This window comes from Massilia sp. ST3, from assembly GCF_018119405.1.
In the GTDB taxonomy this organism is placed as follows: domain Bacteria; phylum Pseudomonadota; class Gammaproteobacteria; order Burkholderiales; family Burkholderiaceae_D; genus Telluria.
In genome coordinates this window covers 1-18,681 of sequence record NZ_JAGPWC010000086.1, presented here as the reverse complement: position 1 = coordinate 18,681, position 18,681 = coordinate 1, and the positions used below count along the sequence as shown (strand labels likewise).

Sequence of the window (18,681 nt, the reverse complement as noted above, 5' to 3'; positions counted from 1 at the left end):
GCTGGGCCAGCAGCCACTGCGCATGGGCAAAGCCGGCGCGCGCCGCGTCTTCCAGCACGTGCAAGGCCTTGGCGCGGGCCTCCGGCGGGGCGGCGGGACCGGCGTCCAGCACCAGCTGGGCGAACACCAGTCCGGCATGGACGCTGCCGTCGTCATAGGCGCGCTCGTACCAGGACAGCAGCTCCAGGCCCTTGCGCTGGGCCAGTTCGAAAGGGATGTGATTGCCGATTAATTGCCACGCAGGGGCGCAGTCCTGCTTCGCAGCCCGCTCCAGCCAGTGCAGGGCGGTTGGCAGGCTCTGCGGCAGCCCGGTGCTGCCGAACAGGTAGCGCTTGCCCAGCTCGAGCTGGGCGGCAGCCTGCCCGGCCCGGGCGTTGCGGATGATCGCCAGTTCTTCGCGGTTAGCCATTGTTCGAATAAACCATTGGTAAGTCAGGTCGGCAAAAGCGCAGTGGCGACGCAAGACGGCAGGCTAGGGCGCGAGCCAGGTCAGCTCGGCGGAAAAGTTGCCAATATACAAGGTATTGACACGGTGCGTCGCCACGCACGCGGATGTGGGGCAGAGTCTAAGCCGCGGCCGGGGCCGATTCGTTTCAAGCCATGGCTTTGTTTGCGCCGCCGCAAACGCTGAAAACCGGGCTGGGCTGTAGTAGCCGGGAGGGCGGCGGGGGCGCAAAGTCAGCGAACCGGGCGGCCAAGGCGCGGCGGGCTGGCCTTCCGCTCTACGGCAGGGCGTTCGGCGGCCGGCACGCGCCCTGCCATCCATGCTGCTGTGAATTTGTTACATCGTGAATGATGCACGTTTCAAAAAAACAACAACACGATTGGATTTATTGGCTTTCCACCAAGTGCGCCCGCCATAATTGACCAATCAGTCAATCTTGTCGCAGGAAACTATTAAGGTGCACGCATCCGAGGATTCAGCACAGGTCTCAATGCTCAGGATGAAGCGTAACTTAATCAAGGAACACGAAGAATGAAGAAATCCCTCCTGGCCGCCGCACTGCTTGGCGCATTCGCCGGCGCGGCCCACGCGCAAACCTCGGTACAGATCTACGGCAACCTGGATGCCGGCATCATCAAGCGTACCGGCCAGTCCCTGAACATCGGCAAGCGCGCCGCCAATACCCTGGGATTCAAAGGCACGGAAGAACTGGGCAACGGCCTGAAGGCGCTGTTCCAGCTCGAGATCCGCTACGAGCCGGACACCGGCACCCTCGAAGTGGGCGGCAACGGCGTGCAGCGCCAGCTGTTCCAGGGCCAGAGCCGCGTCGGCCTGCAAGGCGACTTCGGCATGCTGCGCATTGGCCGCGGCCTGACCCCGTACCACGAGACCATCGGCGCCTTCGAGCCCTTCCACGCGCTGCCCTCGCCTTCCGGTTTCTACACCGACCTGAGCGTCGCCGGCTACACCTCGCAGCCGCTGGACCCGTCGGGCGCCTCGCATAACCGCTGGAGCAATGCCGTCTGGTACAACTCGCCGATCGTCAGCGGCTTCCAGCTGAACACCGCGATCGCCACCAAGGAAAACACCGGCGGCGCAGCCGTGATCGGCCGCGGCACCGCGGCCGCGCCGCAATACCCGGCCGGCGCCGAAGCTTCGGCCAACCCGTTCTCGGTCAGCGCGACCTACAACAACGGTCCGGCGGCCTTCATGGCCGGCTACGAACGCAACGCGATCGAATCGAAGGTCTGGTCGGTTGGCGCGTCGGTCAACGCCACCCCGGAACTGAAGCTGATGGGCACCTACAGCAAGCAGGACCAGGAGCACAACCGCATCCTGAACGCCGACACCAAGTCGTGGGTGCTGGGCGCCAACTACAGCATGGGTCCGGGCAAGTTCCTGGCCGGCTATGGCCAGAAGGACACCGACGGCCTGCAGAAGGTCAAGCAGTTCTCCCTGGGCTACGAATACAGCCTGTCGAAGCGCACCTACCTGTACGTGGACGCATCGCGCAAGAAGGGCATGACCGCCGTGCCGTCGACCGTGAACCACTACGACGTCGGCATCAACCACTCGTTCTAAGCGCCAGGCGGGCTGCTGCCGCGCCAGACCCGGGGCGGACGTGGGAAACCATGTCCGCCCTTGTCGTTTACCTCGCTCCTTGTAGTGTTTTCACAACGAGAAGCCGACTTCGTCAACTTTCCGCACGAGCGTTCTGTACAGGGCGCAAGGCGGATGGCATATTGGCAAGGTGAGTTAAAGCAACTCGCTAGCCAAGAACATAACACGGAGACCCAATGAAGAAGAGCCTCATCGCCGCCCTGCTCGGCGCCACCTTTGCCACTTCCGCCCTGGCCCAGACCAGCGTCCAGATCTATGGCATCGCCGACGCCGGCGTGATGTTCCAGAAAGGCGGCCCGACCAAGATCTACAGCGGCGGCGCAGACGGTTCGCGCATCGGCTTCAAAGGTACCGAAGACCTGGGCAATGGCTTCAAGGCGATGTTCAACCTGGAAGCGCGCGTCGAGCTCGACACCGGCACCCAGCAGCCGACCCTGATGAACGACAATCCCGGCCGCTACCTGCTGCGCGGCATGGATGCCATGCCTCTCCCGGCGCCGGTCCGCGACCGCCTGCTGACCGGCCTGCAGGCCGCGATCCAGCCGCCTGGCGGCCCGGCCGTCAACCAGGAACGCGCGCTGTTCGACCGCATGGCGATGGTCGGCCTGGTCACCCCGGTCGGCGCCTTCCTGATCGGCCGCATGTACACCCCGGGCTATGAAGTCTTCAACATGGCCGACACCTTCGAGTCGGGCACCGCGGGCACCTGGGGCCACGTAACCGGCGGCACCGCCGGCTTCACCGCCCTGAGCGCCGACATCCGCTCGCAGGAAGCCGTCCAGTACCGCATCGCCCTGCCGAACGGCATCGGCGCCGCGCTGATGTACGGCGGCAAAGGTTCGGGCTACCTGGGCCGCTACAACAAGTTCCGCGCCGGCCACGTGACCTACAAGGCCAACGGCTTCGACGTCGGCATCGGCTACAACCACGGCTACGACCGCCAGGACCGTCCGAGCCTGCGCACCACCACCGTGGGCGGTTCCTACACCCTGAACGAGTGGAAGATCTTCGCCGGCTTCCACAGCCAGCGCAACACCAACTCGGCCCTGCTGCCGGACTACCTGGCCGGCTGGGACAGCGTCGTGGTGCCGCAGCTGACCGCCGGTGGCGTTCCTGCCGCCAACCAGACCGCCCTGCGCGCCTTCTTCTCGCGCACCATCGCCGCCAACACCGTGCAGGACGCGAACAGCTACCAGTTCGGCCTGCACTACAAGATCGGCAGCGGCCGCGTGATGGCTTCGTACGCGCACCAGAACGACCGTACCGCGTCGAACAGCGACGCCAACCTGTTCGCGATCGGCTACGACCACTTCCTGTCCAAGCGCACCGACCTGTACACCGTGGTCGCCAACATCAAGAACAAGAACGAAGCCCAGTACGCTCCTGGCACCGCCGGCAATCCGGGCGGCTTCACCAAGGGCCCGGGCGAAGACGGCCGCGCGCTGCAGGTCGGCATCCGTCACCGCTTCTGATACCTTGTACCTGGGGCGGGCGCAAGCCCGCCGTCCGAAAGACGCCTGCGGGCGTCTTTTTTCTTGCCCGGGCGTTTCGCTGTCCGGCTCGGGTAAAATGCACCCTTGCACCTACTTAATCCACCGAAGATTTACATGACCACCGCCACCCTGGACTCCAGCGCCGTCGCGCAATACCTGATCGACCATCCGCAGTTCTTCGAGGAACACGCCGGCCTGCTGGGCGAGGTCAAACTGTCCAGCCCGCTGACCGGCCGCGCCGTGTCGCTGCAGGAGCGCCAGATGGAAGTCATGCGCGACAAGTACCGCGCCCTCGAGCTGCGCCTGGCCGAACTGACCCGCCGCGCCGAGGAAAACGCCGCCATCGCCAACCGCTTCCACGCCTGGACCCAGGCCCTGCTGGTGTCGAAGGGCGGCGCGGCGATGGCGCGCGACCTGGCCGAAGGCCTGCGCATCCACTTCTCGGTGCCCCAGGTGAGCCTGCGCCTGTGGAACGTGGCGCCGGACCATGCCGGCGAGTGGTTCACCGGCGGCGTGTCGGACGACGCGCGCATCTTCGCCAACAGCCTGCGCGCGCCCTACTGCGGCCCCAACAACGACTTCGAGGCGGTGCGCTGGCTGGACGACCCGTCCGCCGTGCGCTCGACCGTGATGCTGCCCCTGGGCCAGCCGGGCCAGACCTTCGGCATGCTGGTGCTGGGCTCGCCCGATCCGGACCGCTTCACCACCGTGATGGGAACCGAGTTCCTGGTCCACATCGCCGCCACCGCCAGCACCGCGCTGGCCCCGCTGCGCGCCTGAGCCGCGCCCAGGGCACAAGAAGCATGAGCGCGCCGGCCGATGCCACCGACTGGGCGGCGCGCTACCTGGGCGAGCTGGCCACCCAGCGCCAGCTCTCGCCGCACACCGTCGAGGCCTACCGGCGCGACCTCCATGAACTCGCCCAGCTGGCCGGCCACAGCGACTGGCCGCGCCTGACCCATTTCGATATCCGCCGCTTCACGGCCAAGCTGCATGCCGGCGGCCAGTCGGCGCGCTCGATCGCGCGCAAGCTCTCGGGCTGGCGCGGCTTCTACGAATGGCTGGCGCGCCACGCGGCGCTGCCGGCCAACCCGGTCGAGGGCGTGCGCGCCCCGAAACGTCCCAAGACCCTGCCCAAGGCGCTGGCGGTGGACGCCGCCGTGCAGTTGATGGAAGCGAATGTCCACGGCCACCCGGAACCCTTCGAGCTGTGCAACCGGGCCATGTTCGAGCTGCTGTATTCGAGCGGCCTGCGGGTGTCGGAACTGAGCGGCCTGGACCTGGCCTACACGGAAGCGCAAGCCGGCCAGCCGGCCTCGCTCGGCTGGCTGGACCGCGCGGCGGGCGAAGTGGTCGTCACCGGCAAGGGCGGCAAGATGCGCCGGGTGCCGGTCGGCGGCCCCGCGCGCGCGGCGCTCGAGGCCTGGCTGGCGGTGCGCCCCGGCGCGCGCGACGGCAGCGCCGCCCTGTTCCTGTCGGCGCGCGCCACCCGCATCACGCCGCGCGTGGTGCAGCAGCGCCTCAAGCAGCACGCCCTGCGCGCCGGCAGCCCGGTGCACGTGCACCCGCACGTGCTGCGCCACTCCTTCGCCTCGCACCTGCTGCAATCCTCGGGCGACCTGCGCGCGGTGCAGGAATTGCTCGGACATGCCAGCATCACTTCGACCCAGGTCTATACTTCGCTCGATTTCCAGCACCTGGCGGCGGTGTACGACCGCGCCCATCCGCGCGCCAAGTCCAAGTAAGCGGCGTCAGGCCTGCCGGGCGGTCGCGATCCGGACGATCTCCAGCAAGGCGAGGATGCTCTTGTAGGACTGGCGGCAGAAGTCGCGATCCGCTTCGATGTCGACCCAGGCAAAAGCGTTCTCGGCCTCCGCATACTCCTTCAGCTCGCCGGCCTGGAGCAACGCGGCAAGAAAGCCGCTTGCACGTTCGCGGTCGACGGCCCTGAATGCCTCGAATTTGTCGTGCGGTACGATATGCGCAACGATGCTGAGCAGCCCGGTTTCCGCCAGCAGCAAATACGTGTAGCACAGGATGGTTTCCCGGCCGGTTTGCATTTCCCGCACCGCAGCCGCGCCGGGCATGCCTGCGTACTCGCTGTCGGACGCACCCGTGTCGGTATTGATGAGAGTATTCTCGATCAGCAGGTCGATGTCCGGCAGGGAGGCCAGGTCCAGCAGGGTATCGATCTGACCCAGCACACCGGCGATCTTTCCCGCGAAGCTGTCGTCGATGTCGGCAGGGCTGGTGCGCAATTGCTTGGCGTGCGTGAACATGAGCACGCAATACTGGGCCAGCAAGCCCTCCACGTGCAAGATGCGGCGATAGCTTTGATGCCGCATCTCCTGGAACTGCTTGTGCATCTGCGCACTGTCGAGCAACAGCTTATCCGACCTGTCAAAAAACTCGGACAGGGACGGCGCCCCTTGGCCGGGAATCCCGATCTCGCCCGCGAGCGCCTCGGCCTCGGTAGACAGCGGCCGGTGAAAGCTTTCTTCCGTCACGTCCGTCCACGGCGCCTCCTGGCACAGCATGTACAGGTCCAGCGGCAGCACATCCTTGTCGGCAAGCGCGCCCAAGGGCATGCCGGCGGCGCGGTAGGCATGCGCCACCAGTCGCGAGCAGAACTGCGTCGTATCGTCTTCACGGGTTTTCTTGAAATACGCGGCGAAGCTGTACTTCTGCTGCATGTAGCGGATCCCCGCCTTGGCGACCTGGGCCGCAGTGGCGGCCGGCAAACCGGTTTGCCGGAACACCTGGTAGCTGGTCGAGGCGAAGTCCAGGGCGTCGGTCACGACTTCCAGGGCCACTTTCTTGCCGTCCGCGTGGATGATGAGCCCACCGCCCACGCCAAGCATGACATGCGAGTACTTGCGCACCCTTGCCGCCAGCCCCAGCCGCTTCGCCCTGCGTATCTTGGCCAGTAGATGCTGGCCTTGCACATTGGCCTGCTGCTTCAGCCAGGACCAGCCCGAGGACCGGGGAAGCACGAAGATGATGTCCCCGGCCTGGATCGACAGGGGGTCGAATTTCGCTTGCGCTTGCGGAGCGGGCGTCATCCTAGAGCAGCCCCAGCAAGGCCGCCTTGACCACGGCGGCGGTCTTGTTGGCCGCGCCCAGCTTCAGCAGGGCGTTCGCCACGTGGAAGTTCACCGTGCGTTCCGACAGGCCCAGGATGATGGCGGCCTCGCTCGAGGTCTTGCCGTCCGCCATCCAGCGCAGCACTTCGGCTTCGCGCACGCTGAGCGGGGCCCGCGGCTGCTTCTGTCCCTGCAGCCTGACCATGGCTTCGTGCGCCGCGTGCGCCAGCCAGATCATGTCGCGTTCGCTGCGCGCCAGCTCGGTGTCGGAAAGCCGCTCGTGCGAGCGGGCCAGGGTCAGCATGCCGGCGCTGCCGTCGGCCGCACGCGAGGACTGGGCCCAGCCGATCCGGAGCTGGTGGCCGCGCGCTTCTTCCCATAGCGGGCGGGCGCCGGCGAACAGCGCCTCGCTCCACACCAGCGGATCGAGCGAGGCGACGCCGTGCGCCACCGTGGGGTCGACCGCCAGGTAGCCGGCGGCGGCATAGCGGGCCTGCCAGGCCTGCGGGTAATTATTCACCATGACGGTGGCCGGATTCGACAGCGGCAGCGGCAGGCGCATGCCATAGGCGCAGTAGTCGAACCCGAGCTCGCGCGCCGCCGCGGCCAGGACGGCGAGCAGGCTGTCGGCGTCGCACGCCCGCGCCATTCCTTCCAGGTGGCGGCCGCGCCAGCCGGCCACCGCTTCTCCCATCACTGCCATCGCGTCTCCTGTCCGTCTGCTGTTGCGGCTGTTATTTTTGACAGTTTCGAGTCCGGCCCCCGCTTCCTACAATGGACCTCGCCGTCGGATTGTCGCCCCTGGCGGCAACGGCGGCAACGATTTCCGGAGCCTTCATGCACCTTGCATTCGCGCGCCGTCCCGGCGCCGCCGCCGTCCTCCTGTGCGCCCTGATGGCCGCCGCCCTTCCCGCCCCGGCCCAGGACCAGATCAAGGTCGGCGACTACCAGGTGCAGATGGCGACGCTCGGCAAGGGCCGCTATACCGTCATCCTGGAAGCCGGCTTCGGGCGCGACCTGACGGTCTGGCGCCGCGTGGCGCCCGCGCTGGCGGACGCGGCGACGGTGGTCGCCTATTCGCGCGCCGGGCTCGGCCGCTCCGACCCGCGCCCGGGGGCCGTCGACCTGGCCGCCCGCACCAGCGAGCTCGAACAACTGGTCACGGCAGCCAGGCTGCAGCCACCCTTCATCCTGGTCGGACATTCCTATGGCGCCTTCCTGATCCGCAGCTACGCCGCGCGCCATCCGGACCAGGTGGCCGGCATGGTCTTCGTCGACCCCAGCCACGAACGCTTCGAACTCGAGCTGCGCAAGCTCGATGCGGCCCGCGTCGACAGCGACAACCGCGCCATCGAAGGCTTCACGCCGCCTGCCATGCGGGCCGAGCTGCACAGCGTCCAGGCGATCCTGGAACGCGGCGCACTCGGTGCGCCCGGCAAGCTGCCGGACGTCCCCGTGGCGGTGCTGACCTCGGTCCAGCAGCGCGAAGCGCCCCAGCTGTTCCTGGAAACGCCGGCCGCGGTCAAGGTCTGGCGCGGGCTGCACGACAGCCTGTTCCGCGAGTTCAGCAGCGGCAGCCACGTGGTCACGCCCGACAGCGGCCACAATATCCACCTGGAACAGCCGGAACTGGTCGTGAGCGCCGTGCGCCAGGTGATCGCCACCGCGGATGACCAGGAAGCGCGGCGCAAGCTGGCGCAGGCGCGCACGGCCCTGTTCCAGCGCCTTGCGCAGGACGGCGCCGACGTCGGCGCGGCGCTGGCCGCGAGCGGCTTCGACGAAGCCGAGCGCAACCGCATCGCCTACGAGCTGCTCGGCCCGCGCAAGCAGGCGCAGCTGGCGGTACGGGTCATGCAGGCGAACGCCGAACGCTTCACCGACTCGGCCAATGCCCAGGACAGCTATGGCGAAGGATTGCTGGCCACCGGCCAGCCGGCCGCCGCCAGGGCCCAGTTCCAGAAGGCCCTCGCCCTGGCCGAGGCCCAGGGCAAGCAGGGCAAGGCCCTGGCCGGCTACCGCGGCAACCTGGACAAGGCCGAGCGGGCGCTGGCGGCCTCTCCTTGACCCGCGTCTCGCTCGGAAGGGTTGCTTGAGCTTTATCAAGCGCCCGGACGGTTGATGGTGGTCTTGCAAGAATTGCGGCATAATCCCCCGATTCTCCTGTCCACCCCGGACCTCCATCCCGGACCCTTCTGAACGAGTAGCGAACCATGGACCTGATCCCAAGCACCATCCTGACCGGCTTCCTCGGCGCGGGCAAAACCACCCTGCTCAACCGCATCCTGCAGGAAGAGCACGGCATGCGCATCGCCGTCATCGAGAACGAATTCGGCCAGGAGAACATCGACAACGAGATCCTGGTGCAGGACACGGGCGAGCAGATCGTGGAGATGAACAACGGCTGCATCTGCTGCACCGTGCGCGGCGACCTGATCGTGGCGCTGACCAGCCTGGCGCAGAAGCGCGCCGCCGGCGAGATCAGCTTCGACCGCGTGGTCATCGAAACCACCGGCCTGGCGAATCCCGGCCCGGTGGCCCAGACCTTCTTCGTGGACGAAGAAGTGGGCGCTAACTACCTGCTCGACGCCGTGGTCACCGTGGTCGATGCGCGCCACGCGATGGACCAGCTGGACCGGCACGAGGAAGCCCAGCGCCAGGTCGGTTTCGCGGACAAGATCCTGCTCTCGAAAACCGACCTGGTGGACGCGGCCGCCGTCGACGCGCTCAAGGCGCGCCTGCACCGCATGAACCCGCGCGCCCCGATCTCGACCAGCGACTTCGGCCGCGCGCCGATCGCGGACGTGCTCGACCTGCGCGGCTTCAACCTGAACGACAAGCTGGAACTCGACCCCGACTTCCTGCGCGTCGAGGAAGGCCACGATCACGATCACGACCACGATCATGAGCACGACCATGCCCACTGCGGCCACGAGCACGCCCACGGCGAGGCCTGCGCCCACGACCACCACCACAGCCATCACACCGACGACATCGCCGCTTTCGTGTTCAAGAGCGAGCGCGCCTTCGACCCCGAGCGCCTGGAACAGTTCCTGGGCAGCCTGGTGCAGGTCTTCGGTCCGCAGATGCTGCGCTACAAGGGCGTGCTGCGCATGCAGGGCGTCGACCGCAAGGTGGTGTTCCAGGGCGTGCACCAGATCATGGGCAGCGACGTGGGCCCGAAATGGGGCGAAAACGAGACACCTGCCAGCAAAATGGTGTTTATTGGCAAAAATTTACCAAAGGACGTTTTTATCAGCGGCCTCGAACAATGTTTGGTATAAACTACATCAGTTTTACTGGTAAGCCACGGCCTGCCTGACCCCTGCCCCAGGAGTTGGAAAAACAGTTCGCTGGCCACCAGAGAGAAGGGATGGCGCTCGACGCCATCAAGGCAGCTGCTCCCCGCGCACGCCAGCCGCAATGGGGTGTCACGGCTGAGCAAGCTGATACAATGAAACCTCTGTCGTATCGAAGGCATCATGACTAAAACAACGAAACCGAATACCGCCCAACCCGAAGAACGCCTCCTGACGGAAGAAGAGATTCGGGCGATGAGCGACGACGACTACATGAATCCGGCCCAGCTGGCATTCTTCAAGAATCGCCTGCAGGAGCTCGAGAAGGAACTGCTGAAGAACGCCGGAGAAACCACCGAACACCTGCGCGAAACCGTGCTGGTGCCGGATCCGGCCGACCGGGCGACGATCGAAGAAGAGCACGCCCTGGAACTGCGCACCCGCGACCGCGAGCGCAAGCTGCTCAAGAAAGTGCAGCAATCGCTGCAAGCCATCGAGGCCGGCGAGTACGGCTGGTGTGAAGAAACCGGCGAGCCGATCGGCATTCCGCGCCTGATCGCCCGTCCCACCGCGACGCTGTCGCTGGAAGCCCAGCAGCGCCGCGAACTCAAGCAAAAACTCTACGGCGACTGACCCACTTGCCGCTCCACGAAAAAAGCATGCGTCTACCTGCGCATGCTTTTTTTGTTTGTACGGTCCCTTCCATCAAGCGTGCATGTTTTTGTGTCCCTTCGGATACACTACCTGCCGCCGCGTGTGCGCAGCACGCGGGCGTCCGCGCCGTGCTACCGTTTTGCACGGACGGGCTGGCTGAGGGATCACAGTGACATGGGGCTTTTCTCCTTCCTGAAGAGAAAGAACGACGATGCGGGCGCAGGCCTCCTGGCGCCCGAGACCCGGCTGCGCGCCGGCGAACCCTCGCGCCTGGACAGCGAAGCCGAGCGCGAGCGCCAGCGCGAGATCGCCCGCGCCACCGCCGCCAAGATCGACGAGATCGAGCTCGAGATGGCGTCCAGCATCTTCAACGACGAGCCCGACTGGGGCAGCGGCGCCCGCCGCCCGGCCGCCACGACCGCCGCCTTCGACGGCCCGGCCGAACCCGAGGAAGCGCCCGAACCGGCAGCCGCGCCCGCCAGCGCCCCGGTGGTCGAGGAAAGCGCCATCCTGTACGCCAACGGCCAGGCGCCGCTGGCCGAGCAGCTGCTGCGCGACAGCCTGGCCACCCTGGGGCGCCACGAGCGCCTGCCGTGGTGGATGCTGTTCGACCTGTACCAGGCCACCGGCCGCGAGCAGGAATTCGAGAGCGTCGCGATCGACTACGCCAGCCACTTCGAGACCTCTCCTCCCGCCTGGCAGCCGCTGCTGCCCGCGCCGGACCCTGCCCGCCAGGCGCCGGCCCTGGCCGCCGCCGAACGCTTCGGCGCCGTGCTGGACGCGGGCGTGGCGCCCAGCCTGGCGCGCCTGCTGGCGAGCAGCGCGCCACTGATACGCCTCGATTTCGGCGCGGTGCGCAGCGCGGACGAGGATGGCTGCGCGCGCCTGCTGGCGGCGCTGCAGGCGTTGCGCGCGGGCGGCCGCGAGCTGGTGCTGGCCGGCGCCGACCAGCTGCTGGCGGTGCTGCGCCCGATGCTGGCGATCGGCGCGCGCGAGGCCAGCCAGGCGCCCTGGCTGCTGCTGCTCGAACTGCTGCTCCTGACCCGGCGCGAAAAGGATTTCGAGGAAACCGCGATGGACTACTGCGTCACCTTCGAGGTGTCGCCGCCCTCCTTCGAGGCGCCCCGGCATGTCTCCACCGCGGTGTCGGCGACTGCGCCGGCCGCGGGCGGCGGCGACCGCTTCATGCTGCCGGCCGTGCTGGCCCACGACGCGGCCCCGCTGTGCGCGGCCATCGACGCCTATGCGGCCGGGCGCGACACCCTGGTGCTGGACTGCTCGCGCCTGGCGCGCATGGACTATGTCTGCGCCAGCGCCCTGCTGGCCCACCTGCGCACCCACATGGCAAGCGGCAAGCGGGTCGAGCTGCGCGAGCTGAACCACCTCGTCACCGCCCTGCTGCGCCTGCTGGGCGCGGACGCGGGCCTGAAGCTGTATCCGCACCGGTATTGACGCCTCCCTGCCGAAGGAGGGAGGGTAGTTTCTTTCCTCCGCGAATGCATTGACTGTCGCGTTTGTCTTGCAATTTAGTGCACGGCCCCCACCTGCGCCTTGCTAGACAACCACGAGGTCAAACATGGAACAATTTCACGGCACCACCATCGTCAGCGTAAGGCGCGGCAACCAGGTTGCGCTCGGCGGCGATGGCCAGGTCACGCTCGGCAACGTCGTCATGAAGGGCTCGGCCCGCAAGGTACGCAAGCTGTACCAGGGCAAGGTCTTGTGCGGCTTCGCCGGCGGCACCGCCGATGCCTTCACCCTGCTCGACCGCTTCGAAGCCAAGCTCGAGAAACACCAGGGCAACCTGCTGCGCGCCTCGGTCGAACTGGCCAAGGACTGGCGCACCGACCGCGTGCTGCGCCGCCTGGAAGCGATGCTGCTGGTGGCCGACAAGGAATCGACCCTGATCATCACCGGCAACGGCGACGTGCTGGAGCCGGAAGACGGCATCGGCGCGATCGGCTCGGGCGGCGTCTACGCCCAGTCCGCCGCCAAGGCCCTGTACGAGAACACCGAGCTGCCGCCCGCCGAGGTCGTCAAGAAGGCGCTGACCATCGCCGGCGAGCTGTGCATCTATACCAACCTGTCCCACATCATCGAAACCCTGGATTGAGCATGGCCGCCATCATGAACATGACCCCACCCGAAATCGTCTCCGAACTGGACAAGCATGTGGTCGGCCAGGCCAAGGCCAAGCGCGCGGTCGCGATCGCGCTGCGCAACCGCTGGCGCCGCCAGCAGGTCGAGGAACCGCTGCGCCACGAGATCACCCCGAAGAACATCCTGATGATCGGCCCGACCGGGGTCGGCAAGACCGAGATCGCGCGCCGCCTGGCCAAGCTGGCCGACGCGCCCTTCATCAAGATCGAAGCCACCAAGTTCACCGAGGTCGGCTACGTCGGCCGCGACGTCGACACCATCATCCGCGACCTGATCGACATCGGCGTGAAGCAGACCCGCGCCAGCGAACAGAAGAAGGTGCGCCAGCGCGCCGAGGACGCGGCCGAGGACCGCATCATCGACATCCTGGTGCCGCCGGCGCGCGACTTCGGCTTCAACGTCAACAACGGCGACAGCAAGGAAGGCGACGCCACCCGCCAGACCTTCCGCAAGCGCCTGCGCGAAGGCTCGCTCGACGACCGCGAGATCGAGATCGAAGTCGCCGACGCCATGCCGCAGATGGAAATCATGGCGCCGCCGGGCATGGAAGAAATGACCGAGCAGATCAAGTCGATGTTCGCCGGCGTGGGCAATGCGCGCAAGAAGGCGCGCAAGATGAAGATCAAGGAAGCGATGAAGCTGCTGGTCGAGGAGGAAGCCGCCAAGCTGGTCAACGAGGACGAGCTGAAACAGAAGGCGATCGCCAACGTCGAGCAGAACGGCATCGTGTTCCTGGACGAGATCGACAAGATCGCCACCCGTTCCGAGCACGGCGGCGCCGACGTCTCGCGCGCCGGCGTGCAGCGCGACCTGCTTCCGCTGGTCGAGGGCACCACGGTGAACACCAAGTACGGCATGATCCGCACCGACCACATCCTGTTCATCGCCTCGGGCGCCTTCCACCTGTCCAAGCCTTCGGACCTGATTCCCGAGCTGCAGGGCCGCTTCCCGATCCGGGTCGAGCTCGAGTCGCTCTCGATCGAGGACTTCAAGAGCATCCTGACCTCGACCGACGCCAGCCTGACCAAGCAGTACGAGGCGCTGCTGGCCACCGAAGGCGTCAGGATCGAGTTCCTCGAGGACGGCATCCACCGCCTGGCCGAGATCGCGTTCTCGGTGAACGAACGCACCGAGAACATCGGCGCGCGCCGCCTGTACACGGTGATGGAAAAGCTGCTCGAAGAGATCTCCTTCGGCGCCGGCGGCGAGAAGGAGCAGGTGGTGCGCATCGACGCGTCCTATGTCAACGAACGGCTCGACAAGCTGGCGGTCAACGAAGACCTGTCGCGCTACGTGCTTTAACCGAGTGCTGTAATTCCCACGGAGGCCCGCATGGCGAACAAGGCATTGGCGACCCGGCAGAAGATGCGCCTGCGGGTCGAACCCTCGCAACAATTCGGCAAGCCGCGCAACCCGATCGCGGCCCTGGCCAAGGCGCGCGCGGCTGGGCCGCACGCCAAGCCCCTGTCGAGCGAACGGCAGGCGGCCAAGCGGGACCTCAAGAAAGTCAAACTGGTTGCGGACGAGGACGAGTAAACCGTCCGCGCCGGTGCAAAGCGTCTCCTCTTGCGGGCACTGCGTGTGCCCGCTTTTTTTTGGCGCGTGAAACGTAGGGTTGGCCGCTTCGCCACGCATGCATACCGACTTGCGCTTGTTTGCCGCGCCGTTCACCGGTAGAGTCCCCGGATCAACCACATCATCGACCGCCCCATGAGCTCACCCGACCTCGTCCTCGACGTCCTGCGCGCCCAGCTGCGCGCGGCCGGCATCACCTACAAGGCGCTGGCCGAACGTATCGGCGTGAGCGAATCGAGCGTCAAGCGCATGTTCGGGCAGAAGGACATGGCCTTGTCGCGCCTGGCGCAGATCTGCCAGGTGACGGGCATCGCGATGGAAGAGGTGTTGCGCGGCGCGCTCGAGGCACGGCCCCAGGCCGATACCCTGAGCCTGCCGCAGGAAACCTCGCTGGTGGCCAATCCGCGCCTGCTGCTGGTGGCGATCTGCTGCCTCGGCCACTGGAGCCTGGAGCAGATCGTCGAGACCTACCGCCTGACCGACGCGGAATGCATCAAGCTGCTGGTGGAGCTCGACCGGCTGGGCGTGATCGAACTCAAGCCGCTGAACCGCTACACGCTGCGGGTATCGAACGCCTTCCGCTGGCTGCCCGACGGGCCGGTGCAGCGCTACTTCCGCGAGCACGTGGTGGCGGATTACTTCGCGGGCGGCTTCGACGGCGCCGGCGAGACCTTGCTGTGCCTGCCGGCGCGGCTGTCGGCGGCGAGTGCGCAGGAGCTGGCGCAGAAGATCGGGCAGCTGGCGGCGGAACTGGCCAGGATGCATCGCAACGACCGCCGCTTGCCGGAGGACGAGCGTGAAGGGTTCACGCTGCTGGTGGGGTTCCGGTCGTGGGAGCTGGCCGCATTCACGGCCTTGCGGCGCTAGGCGCCGCCCTTACTGCGTCGTTGAATTCTGCCCCACCGGGCTGTTCACCGAACGCGTCGGCGGCGGCATCTGCACCTGGTTCGGCGGCGGCGGCGCATTCGGATCGGCCGGCGGCCCTTCGGTTGCACCCGGGTCCATCTGCGGCTCCGGCACGCTCTGGGGATTCCCCTGCATCGGCGCCGCGCCGCGCTCGTAGTTGCCCGGCAAAGGGGCCGGCTGCTGCATGCCCGGCTGCTGCATGCCCGGCGGGGCGCTCACCACGCCCGGCGCCATCGGCGGTTCGACGCCTGGCGCCGGGGCGGCGGCCACCGGCACCGGGGAGGATGGCGGGGGCGCCGCGCCGCCGCCTGCCGGCCGGGTGTCGGTCGCCAGTTCCACGCGCTTCATCACGCCGCCGTCGGACAGCATCACGTATTTCGCATGCACTTCCTGCACCACCACCCCCGGCGCGATCTCGCGGCCGATGCGCACCGCCACCGGCGGCGCGCCGTCGGCCACGATGATGACCGCGCTGTTGGGGCCGGCCGACACCACGCCGGTCAGCTGGAAGTTGGAGATGGCCGCCACCGAGGGCTGGCCGCCGAACAGGGTCGCGGCGGCGTCCGGGCTCGGTTCGGCCTGGCTCACCACCGGGGCGGCGGCCAGCGGCCGCTGCTCGGGCTTGTACAGCTGCAGCACCCAGTAGGCGATCGAGGCCGCCAGCAGGATGAGGGCGAGCAGGCTGAGAAGAAGGGGCAAACGCTTGTTCATGGTTTCCTTGGCTTCAGCGCACCAGCTGGTTGATTTCAATGATCGGCATCAGGACCGCAAGCACGATCAGCAGCACGACCAGGCCCATCGCCAGGATCAGGACCGGCTCGAGCAGGCCGGCGATGGTCAGGGTGCGGCGTTCGAGGTCGGCCTGCTGGGAGTTCGCGGCGCGCTCCAGCATGGCCGGCAGTTCGCCGGTGACTTCGCCGGCGCGGATCATGTGCACCAGCATCGGCGGGAAATGCTTCTGCACCGACAGCGCCCGCGCCAGGCTCACGCCTTCGCGCACGCTGGCGGTGGCCTGCTCCACCAGTTCGCGCATCGCCACGTTGGACAAGGTGTCGCGGCTGGTGTCGAGCGCGCGCAGGATCGGCACGCCCGATCCGGTGGTGATCGCCAGGGTGCTGGCGAAGCGTGCGGTGTTCAGGCTGCGCTCGAACTTGCCGTAGATCGGCGCGCTCAGGAGCCAGGTGTGCCAGCGCCGCTTGAGGTCGGGGTTGCGCAGCGCGCGCCGCCACATCCAGAAGGCGGCGATGACCAGGATCGCGACGTAGATGCCGTAGGCGCGCACGAAGTCCGAGATCGCCAGCATCATCACCGTGAGGAAGGGCAGCTTCTGCTTGGTGTTGGCGAACACCGAGACGATCTGCGGCACCACGTAGGTGAGCAGGAAGATCACGATCGCGAAGGCCACCACGGTGACGATCGCCGGATAGGTAAAGGCCAGGCGTACCTTCTGCACCAGGGCGTTGCGGCGTTCGATGTAGTCCGCCAGGCGCGACAGCACGCGCGAGAGCTGGCCGATCTGCTCGCCCGAGCTGACCAGGCCGCGGTAGATCTCGGCGAAGTCGCGCGGGTGGCGCGACAGCGCCGCCGAGAACGCCGAGCCGCCCATCACTTCGGAACGGATCGAGGCGATCAGGTCGCGCATGTAGGGCCGTTCGGCCTGTTCCAGCAGGGCCGTGAAGGCCTGCTCCAGCGGCAGCCCGGCTTCGAGCAGGCTGGCCAGCTGGCGCGTGAACAGGGCCAGTTCGACCTGGGACAGGCGCTCGCCGAAACCGCGCGAGCGGGTGGCGCCGCTCTCGTCGACCTGGGCCGCGATCGCTTCCACGCTCAGCGGCGTCAGGCCCTGGGTGCGCAGGTCGGCGCGCGCGGCGCGCGGGCTGTCGGCATTGACCACGCCCTTGCGCGTGGCGCCGCCCGCGTCGACGGCATCGTAACGGAAGGCCGGCATCGCTTAGTCCTTGACCACGCGCAGCAGCTCGGCGCGGGTGGTGGTGCCGTCCTGCACCCAGCGCTCGCCGTCGTCGCGCATGGTGCGCATGCCGGTCTGGATGGCGGCGGCGCGGATCTCGGCTTCGGAAGCCTGGTTGTGGATCTGGGCGCGGATGGCTTCGGTGGTCTCGAGCAGCTCGTAGACGCCGACCCGGCCGTGGTAGCCGGTGTGGCCGCAGCGCTCGCAGCCGACCGGGTGCCAGGCCTGGCCGTCGAAGGTCTTGCATTGCGCGCACAGCTTGCGCACCAGGCGCTGGGCCATCACGCCCAGCAGCGAGGACGAGAGCAGGAAAGGCTCGATGCCCATGTCCAGCAGGCGGGTCACGGCGGCGGCGGCGTCGTTGGTGTGCAGGGTCGCCAGCACCAGGTGGCCGGTGAGCGAGGCCTGGACCGCGATCTGGGCCGTTTCCAGGTCGCGGATCTCGCCGATCATGATCACGTCCGGGTCCTGGCGCAGGATGGCGCGCAGGGCCTTGGCGAAGGTCATGTCGATGCGGGCGTTGACCTGGGTCTGGCCGATGCCGTTGAGGTCGTACTCGATCGGGTCTTCCACCGTCATGATGTTGGTGGTGGACGCATTCAGGCGCGACAGCGCGGCGTACAGGGTGGTGGTCTTGCCGGAACCGGTCGGGCCGGTGACCAGCACGATCCCGTGCGGCTGGTTGATCAGGCGGTCGAACTGGGGCAGCATCTCCGGCGCCATGCCCAGGTGGCTGAGGTCGAGGCGGCCCGCTTCCTTGTCGAGCAGACGCAGCACCGCGCGCTCGCCGTGGCCGGTGGGCAGGGTCGAGACGCGCACGTCGACCGGCTTGCCGCCCACGCGCAGGGTGATGCGGCCGTCCTGCGGCAGGCGCTTCTCGGCGATGTCGAGCTGAGACATGATCTTGATACGCGAGATCAGCGAAGCATGGATGGCCTTCTTGGGCCGCACGATGTCGCGCAGCGCGCCGTCGATGCGGAAGCGCACCACCGAGGTCTGCTCGAAGGGCTCGATGTGGATGTCGGACGCGCCTTCGCGCAGCGACTGGGTGAGCAGCGCGTTGATCATGCGGATCACGGGCGCGTCGTCGGACGATTCCAGCAGGTCTTCGATGGCCGGCACGTCCTGCAGCAGCTTGGTCAGGTCGAGGTCGGCGTCGAACTCGTCGGCCACCTGCGAGGCGTCGCCGCCCGCGCCTGCGTAGGCGCTGGCGATGGCGTCGTCGAGCTCGCCACGGTCGAGGCGGCGCAGGGTGATGCGGCCGAAACGGCGCGATACCTCGGCGATGGCGGCCGGCGCGGTGGCGCTGGAGACCAGCACTTCCACGCTCTGGCCCGGCTCGTCGCCGCTGCGCGCCAGCACGCCGTGGTCGCGGGCGAAGGCGTAAGGCAACAGATTGTTCATGATGAGGTCACTTCCCGTTCGGTGGCGTCACCGGCCGAAATTGTGATGCCGGCGCGGCGGGCGCAGCGGGGGCCTGGCC

General features: G+C 67.5%; 17 protein-coding genes and 1 pseudogene. 12 read left to right on the top strand and 6 right to left on the bottom strand.

Annotation, left to right across the window (positions count from 1 at the left end):
- Positions 1-409: pseudogene (locus tag KBW98_RS21195) on the bottom strand (SEL1-like repeat protein); the annotation flags it as partial.
- A gap of 567 nt (positions 410-976) precedes the next feature.
- Here KBW98_RS21195 and KBW98_RS21190 point away from each other — a divergent pair.
- From KBW98_RS21190 to xerC, 4 genes are all read left to right on the top strand, one after another.
- The gene (locus tag KBW98_RS21190; protein ID WP_211522154.1) at positions 977-2,026 is read left to right on the top strand and encodes a porin; all 1,050 of its coding nucleotides are present in this window, start codon (positions 977-979) and stop codon (positions 2,024-2,026) included.
- A 215-nt stretch (positions 2,027-2,241) separates the two neighbouring features.
- Positions 2,242-3,537: a porin gene (locus tag KBW98_RS21185; protein ID WP_211522153.1), complete on the top strand. Its 1,296-nt coding sequence runs from the start codon at positions 2,242-2,244 to the stop codon at positions 3,535-3,537.
- Positions 3,538-3,672: 135 nt separating this feature from the next.
- Positions 3,673-4,338, top strand: a complete 666-nt coding sequence (locus tag KBW98_RS21180) for a DUF484 family protein (protein WP_211522152.1) — start codon at positions 3,673-3,675, stop codon at positions 4,336-4,338.
- Positions 4,339-4,361: 23 nt separating this feature from the next.
- Entirely contained in the window at positions 4,362-5,303 is a 942-nt protein-coding gene (gene xerC / locus KBW98_RS21175; RefSeq protein WP_211522151.1) for a tyrosine recombinase XerC, read from the top strand.
- 6 nt (positions 5,304-5,309) lie between these two features.
- Here xerC and KBW98_RS21170 read toward each other — a convergent pair whose 3' ends face one another.
- Positions 5,310-6,620: a YiiX/YebB-like N1pC/P60 family cysteine hydrolase gene (locus tag KBW98_RS21170; RefSeq protein WP_211522150.1), complete on the bottom strand. Its 1,311-nt coding sequence runs from the start codon at positions 6,618-6,620 to the stop codon at positions 5,310-5,312.
- A gap of 1 nt (position 6,621) precedes the next feature.
- Positions 6,622-7,344 (bottom strand): autoinducer binding domain-containing protein, encoded by a 723-nt coding sequence (locus tag KBW98_RS21165; RefSeq protein ID WP_211522149.1) that lies wholly within the window; start codon positions 7,342-7,344, stop codon positions 6,622-6,624.
- A gap of 134 nt (positions 7,345-7,478) precedes the next feature.
- Here KBW98_RS21165 and KBW98_RS21160 point away from each other — a divergent pair, with 134 nt between their 5' ends.
- The 8 genes from KBW98_RS21160 to KBW98_RS21125 all read left to right on the top strand — a co-directional run bounded on the left by KBW98_RS21160 (position 7,479) and on the right by KBW98_RS21125 (position 15,193).
- Positions 7,479-8,705 carry an alpha/beta fold hydrolase gene (locus KBW98_RS21160; protein ID WP_211522148.1) on the top strand — a complete coding sequence of 409 codons (1,227 nt, stop codon included), beginning with the start codon at positions 7,479-7,481 and terminating at the stop codon, positions 8,703-8,705.
- Positions 8,706-8,851: 146 nt separating this feature from the next.
- A complete protein-coding gene (locus tag KBW98_RS21155; RefSeq protein ID WP_211522147.1) occupies positions 8,852-9,922 on the top strand; it encodes a GTP-binding protein in 1,071 nt (356 codons plus the stop codon).
- Positions 9,923-10,120: 198 nt separating this feature from the next.
- Positions 10,121-10,570 carry an RNA polymerase-binding protein DksA gene (gene dksA, locus KBW98_RS21150; protein ID WP_211522146.1) on the top strand — a complete coding sequence of 150 codons (450 nt, stop codon included), beginning with the start codon at positions 10,121-10,123 and terminating at the stop codon, positions 10,568-10,570.
- 195 nt (positions 10,571-10,765) lie between these two features.
- Positions 10,766-12,043 (top strand): STAS domain-containing protein, encoded by a 1,278-nt coding sequence (locus tag KBW98_RS21145; RefSeq protein ID WP_211522145.1) that lies wholly within the window; start codon positions 10,766-10,768, stop codon positions 12,041-12,043.
- A gap of 124 nt (positions 12,044-12,167) precedes the next feature.
- Entirely contained in the window at positions 12,168-12,704 is a 537-nt protein-coding gene (hslV, locus tag KBW98_RS21140) for an ATP-dependent protease subunit HslV (RefSeq protein ID WP_211522144.1), read from the top strand.
- 14 nt (positions 12,705-12,718) lie between these two features.
- Positions 12,719-14,053, top strand: coding sequence for an ATP-dependent protease ATPase subunit HslU (gene hslU / locus KBW98_RS21135; RefSeq protein ID WP_211522156.1), 1,335 nt, complete (start codon positions 12,719-12,721; stop codon positions 14,051-14,053).
- A 30-nt stretch (positions 14,054-14,083) separates the two neighbouring features.
- Positions 14,084-14,287, top strand: a complete 204-nt coding sequence (locus KBW98_RS21130; protein ID WP_211522143.1) for a hypothetical protein — start codon at positions 14,084-14,086, stop codon at positions 14,285-14,287.
- Between the two features lie 174 nt (positions 14,288-14,461).
- Entirely contained in the window at positions 14,462-15,193 is a 732-nt protein-coding gene (locus KBW98_RS21125) for a helix-turn-helix domain-containing protein (RefSeq protein ID WP_211522142.1), read from the top strand.
- A 9-nt stretch (positions 15,194-15,202) separates the two neighbouring features.
- On the opposite strand, the gene KBW98_RS21120 is transcribed toward KBW98_RS21125, so the two are convergent.
- Genes KBW98_RS21120 through gspE form a run of 3 tightly spaced genes read right to left on the bottom strand, consistent with a single transcriptional unit; the run spans position 15,203 to position 18,602 of the window.
- Entirely contained in the window at positions 15,203-15,943 is a 741-nt protein-coding gene (locus KBW98_RS21120) for a hypothetical protein (RefSeq protein WP_211522141.1), read from the bottom strand.
- A 13-nt stretch (positions 15,944-15,956) separates the two neighbouring features.
- On the bottom strand, positions 15,957-17,177 hold the full coding sequence (gene gspF, locus KBW98_RS21115) for a type II secretion system inner membrane protein GspF (RefSeq protein WP_211522140.1): 1,221 nt from the start codon (positions 17,175-17,177) through the stop codon (positions 15,957-15,959).
- Positions 17,178-17,180: 3 nt separating this feature from the next.
- Complete coding sequence (gspE, locus tag KBW98_RS21110; protein ID WP_211522139.1) at positions 17,181-18,602, bottom strand: type II secretion system ATPase GspE; 1,422 nt, start codon at positions 18,600-18,602, stop codon at positions 17,181-17,183.
- Positions 18,603-18,681 lie beyond the last annotated feature (79 nt).

Excerpts from the sequence above, each read along its gene's own strand:
- KBW98_RS21170 (WP_211522150.1), bottom strand. The coding sequence starts at position 6,620 with ATGACGCCCGCTCCGCAAGCGCAAGCGAAATTCGACCCCCTGTCGATC.
- KBW98_RS21190 (WP_211522154.1), top strand. The coding sequence starts at position 977 with ATGAAGAAATCCCTCCTGGCCGCCGCACTGCTTGGCGCATTCGCCGGC.
- KBW98_RS21145 (WP_211522145.1), top strand. The coding sequence starts at position 10,766 with ATGGGGCTTTTCTCCTTCCTGAAGAGAAAGAACGACGATGCGGGCGCA.
- hslU (WP_211522156.1), top strand. The coding sequence starts at position 12,719 with ATGAACATGACCCCACCCGAAATCGTCTCCGAACTGGACAAGCATGTG.
- dksA (WP_211522146.1), top strand. The coding sequence starts at position 10,121 with ATGACTAAAACAACGAAACCGAATACCGCCCAACCCGAAGAACGCCTC.
- gspF (WP_211522140.1), bottom strand. The coding sequence starts at position 17,177 with ATGCCGGCCTTCCGTTACGATGCCGTCGACGCGGGCGGCGCCACGCGC.
- KBW98_RS21120 (WP_211522141.1), bottom strand. The coding sequence starts at position 15,943 with ATGAACAAGCGTTTGCCCCTTCTTCTCAGCCTGCTCGCCCTCATCCTG.
- hslV (WP_211522144.1), top strand. The coding sequence starts at position 12,168 with ATGGAACAATTTCACGGCACCACCATCGTCAGCGTAAGGCGCGGCAAC.
- KBW98_RS21185 (WP_211522153.1), top strand. The coding sequence starts at position 2,242 with ATGAAGAAGAGCCTCATCGCCGCCCTGCTCGGCGCCACCTTTGCCACT.
- KBW98_RS21130 (WP_211522143.1), top strand. The coding sequence starts at position 14,084 with ATGGCGAACAAGGCATTGGCGACCCGGCAGAAGATGCGCCTGCGGGTC.
- gspE (WP_211522139.1), bottom strand. The coding sequence starts at position 18,602 with ATGAACAATCTGTTGCCTTACGCCTTCGCCCGCGACCACGGCGTGCTG.
- xerC (WP_211522151.1), top strand. The coding sequence starts at position 4,362 with ATGAGCGCGCCGGCCGATGCCACCGACTGGGCGGCGCGCTACCTGGGC.
- KBW98_RS21180 (WP_211522152.1), top strand. The coding sequence starts at position 3,673 with ATGACCACCGCCACCCTGGACTCCAGCGCCGTCGCGCAATACCTGATC.
- KBW98_RS21165 (WP_211522149.1), bottom strand. The coding sequence starts at position 7,344 with ATGGCAGTGATGGGAGAAGCGGTGGCCGGCTGGCGCGGCCGCCACCTG.
- KBW98_RS21160 (WP_211522148.1), top strand. The coding sequence starts at position 7,479 with ATGCACCTTGCATTCGCGCGCCGTCCCGGCGCCGCCGCCGTCCTCCTG.
- KBW98_RS21155 (WP_211522147.1), top strand. The coding sequence starts at position 8,852 with ATGGACCTGATCCCAAGCACCATCCTGACCGGCTTCCTCGGCGCGGGC.
- KBW98_RS21125 (WP_211522142.1), top strand. The coding sequence starts at position 14,462 with ATGAGCTCACCCGACCTCGTCCTCGACGTCCTGCGCGCCCAGCTGCGC.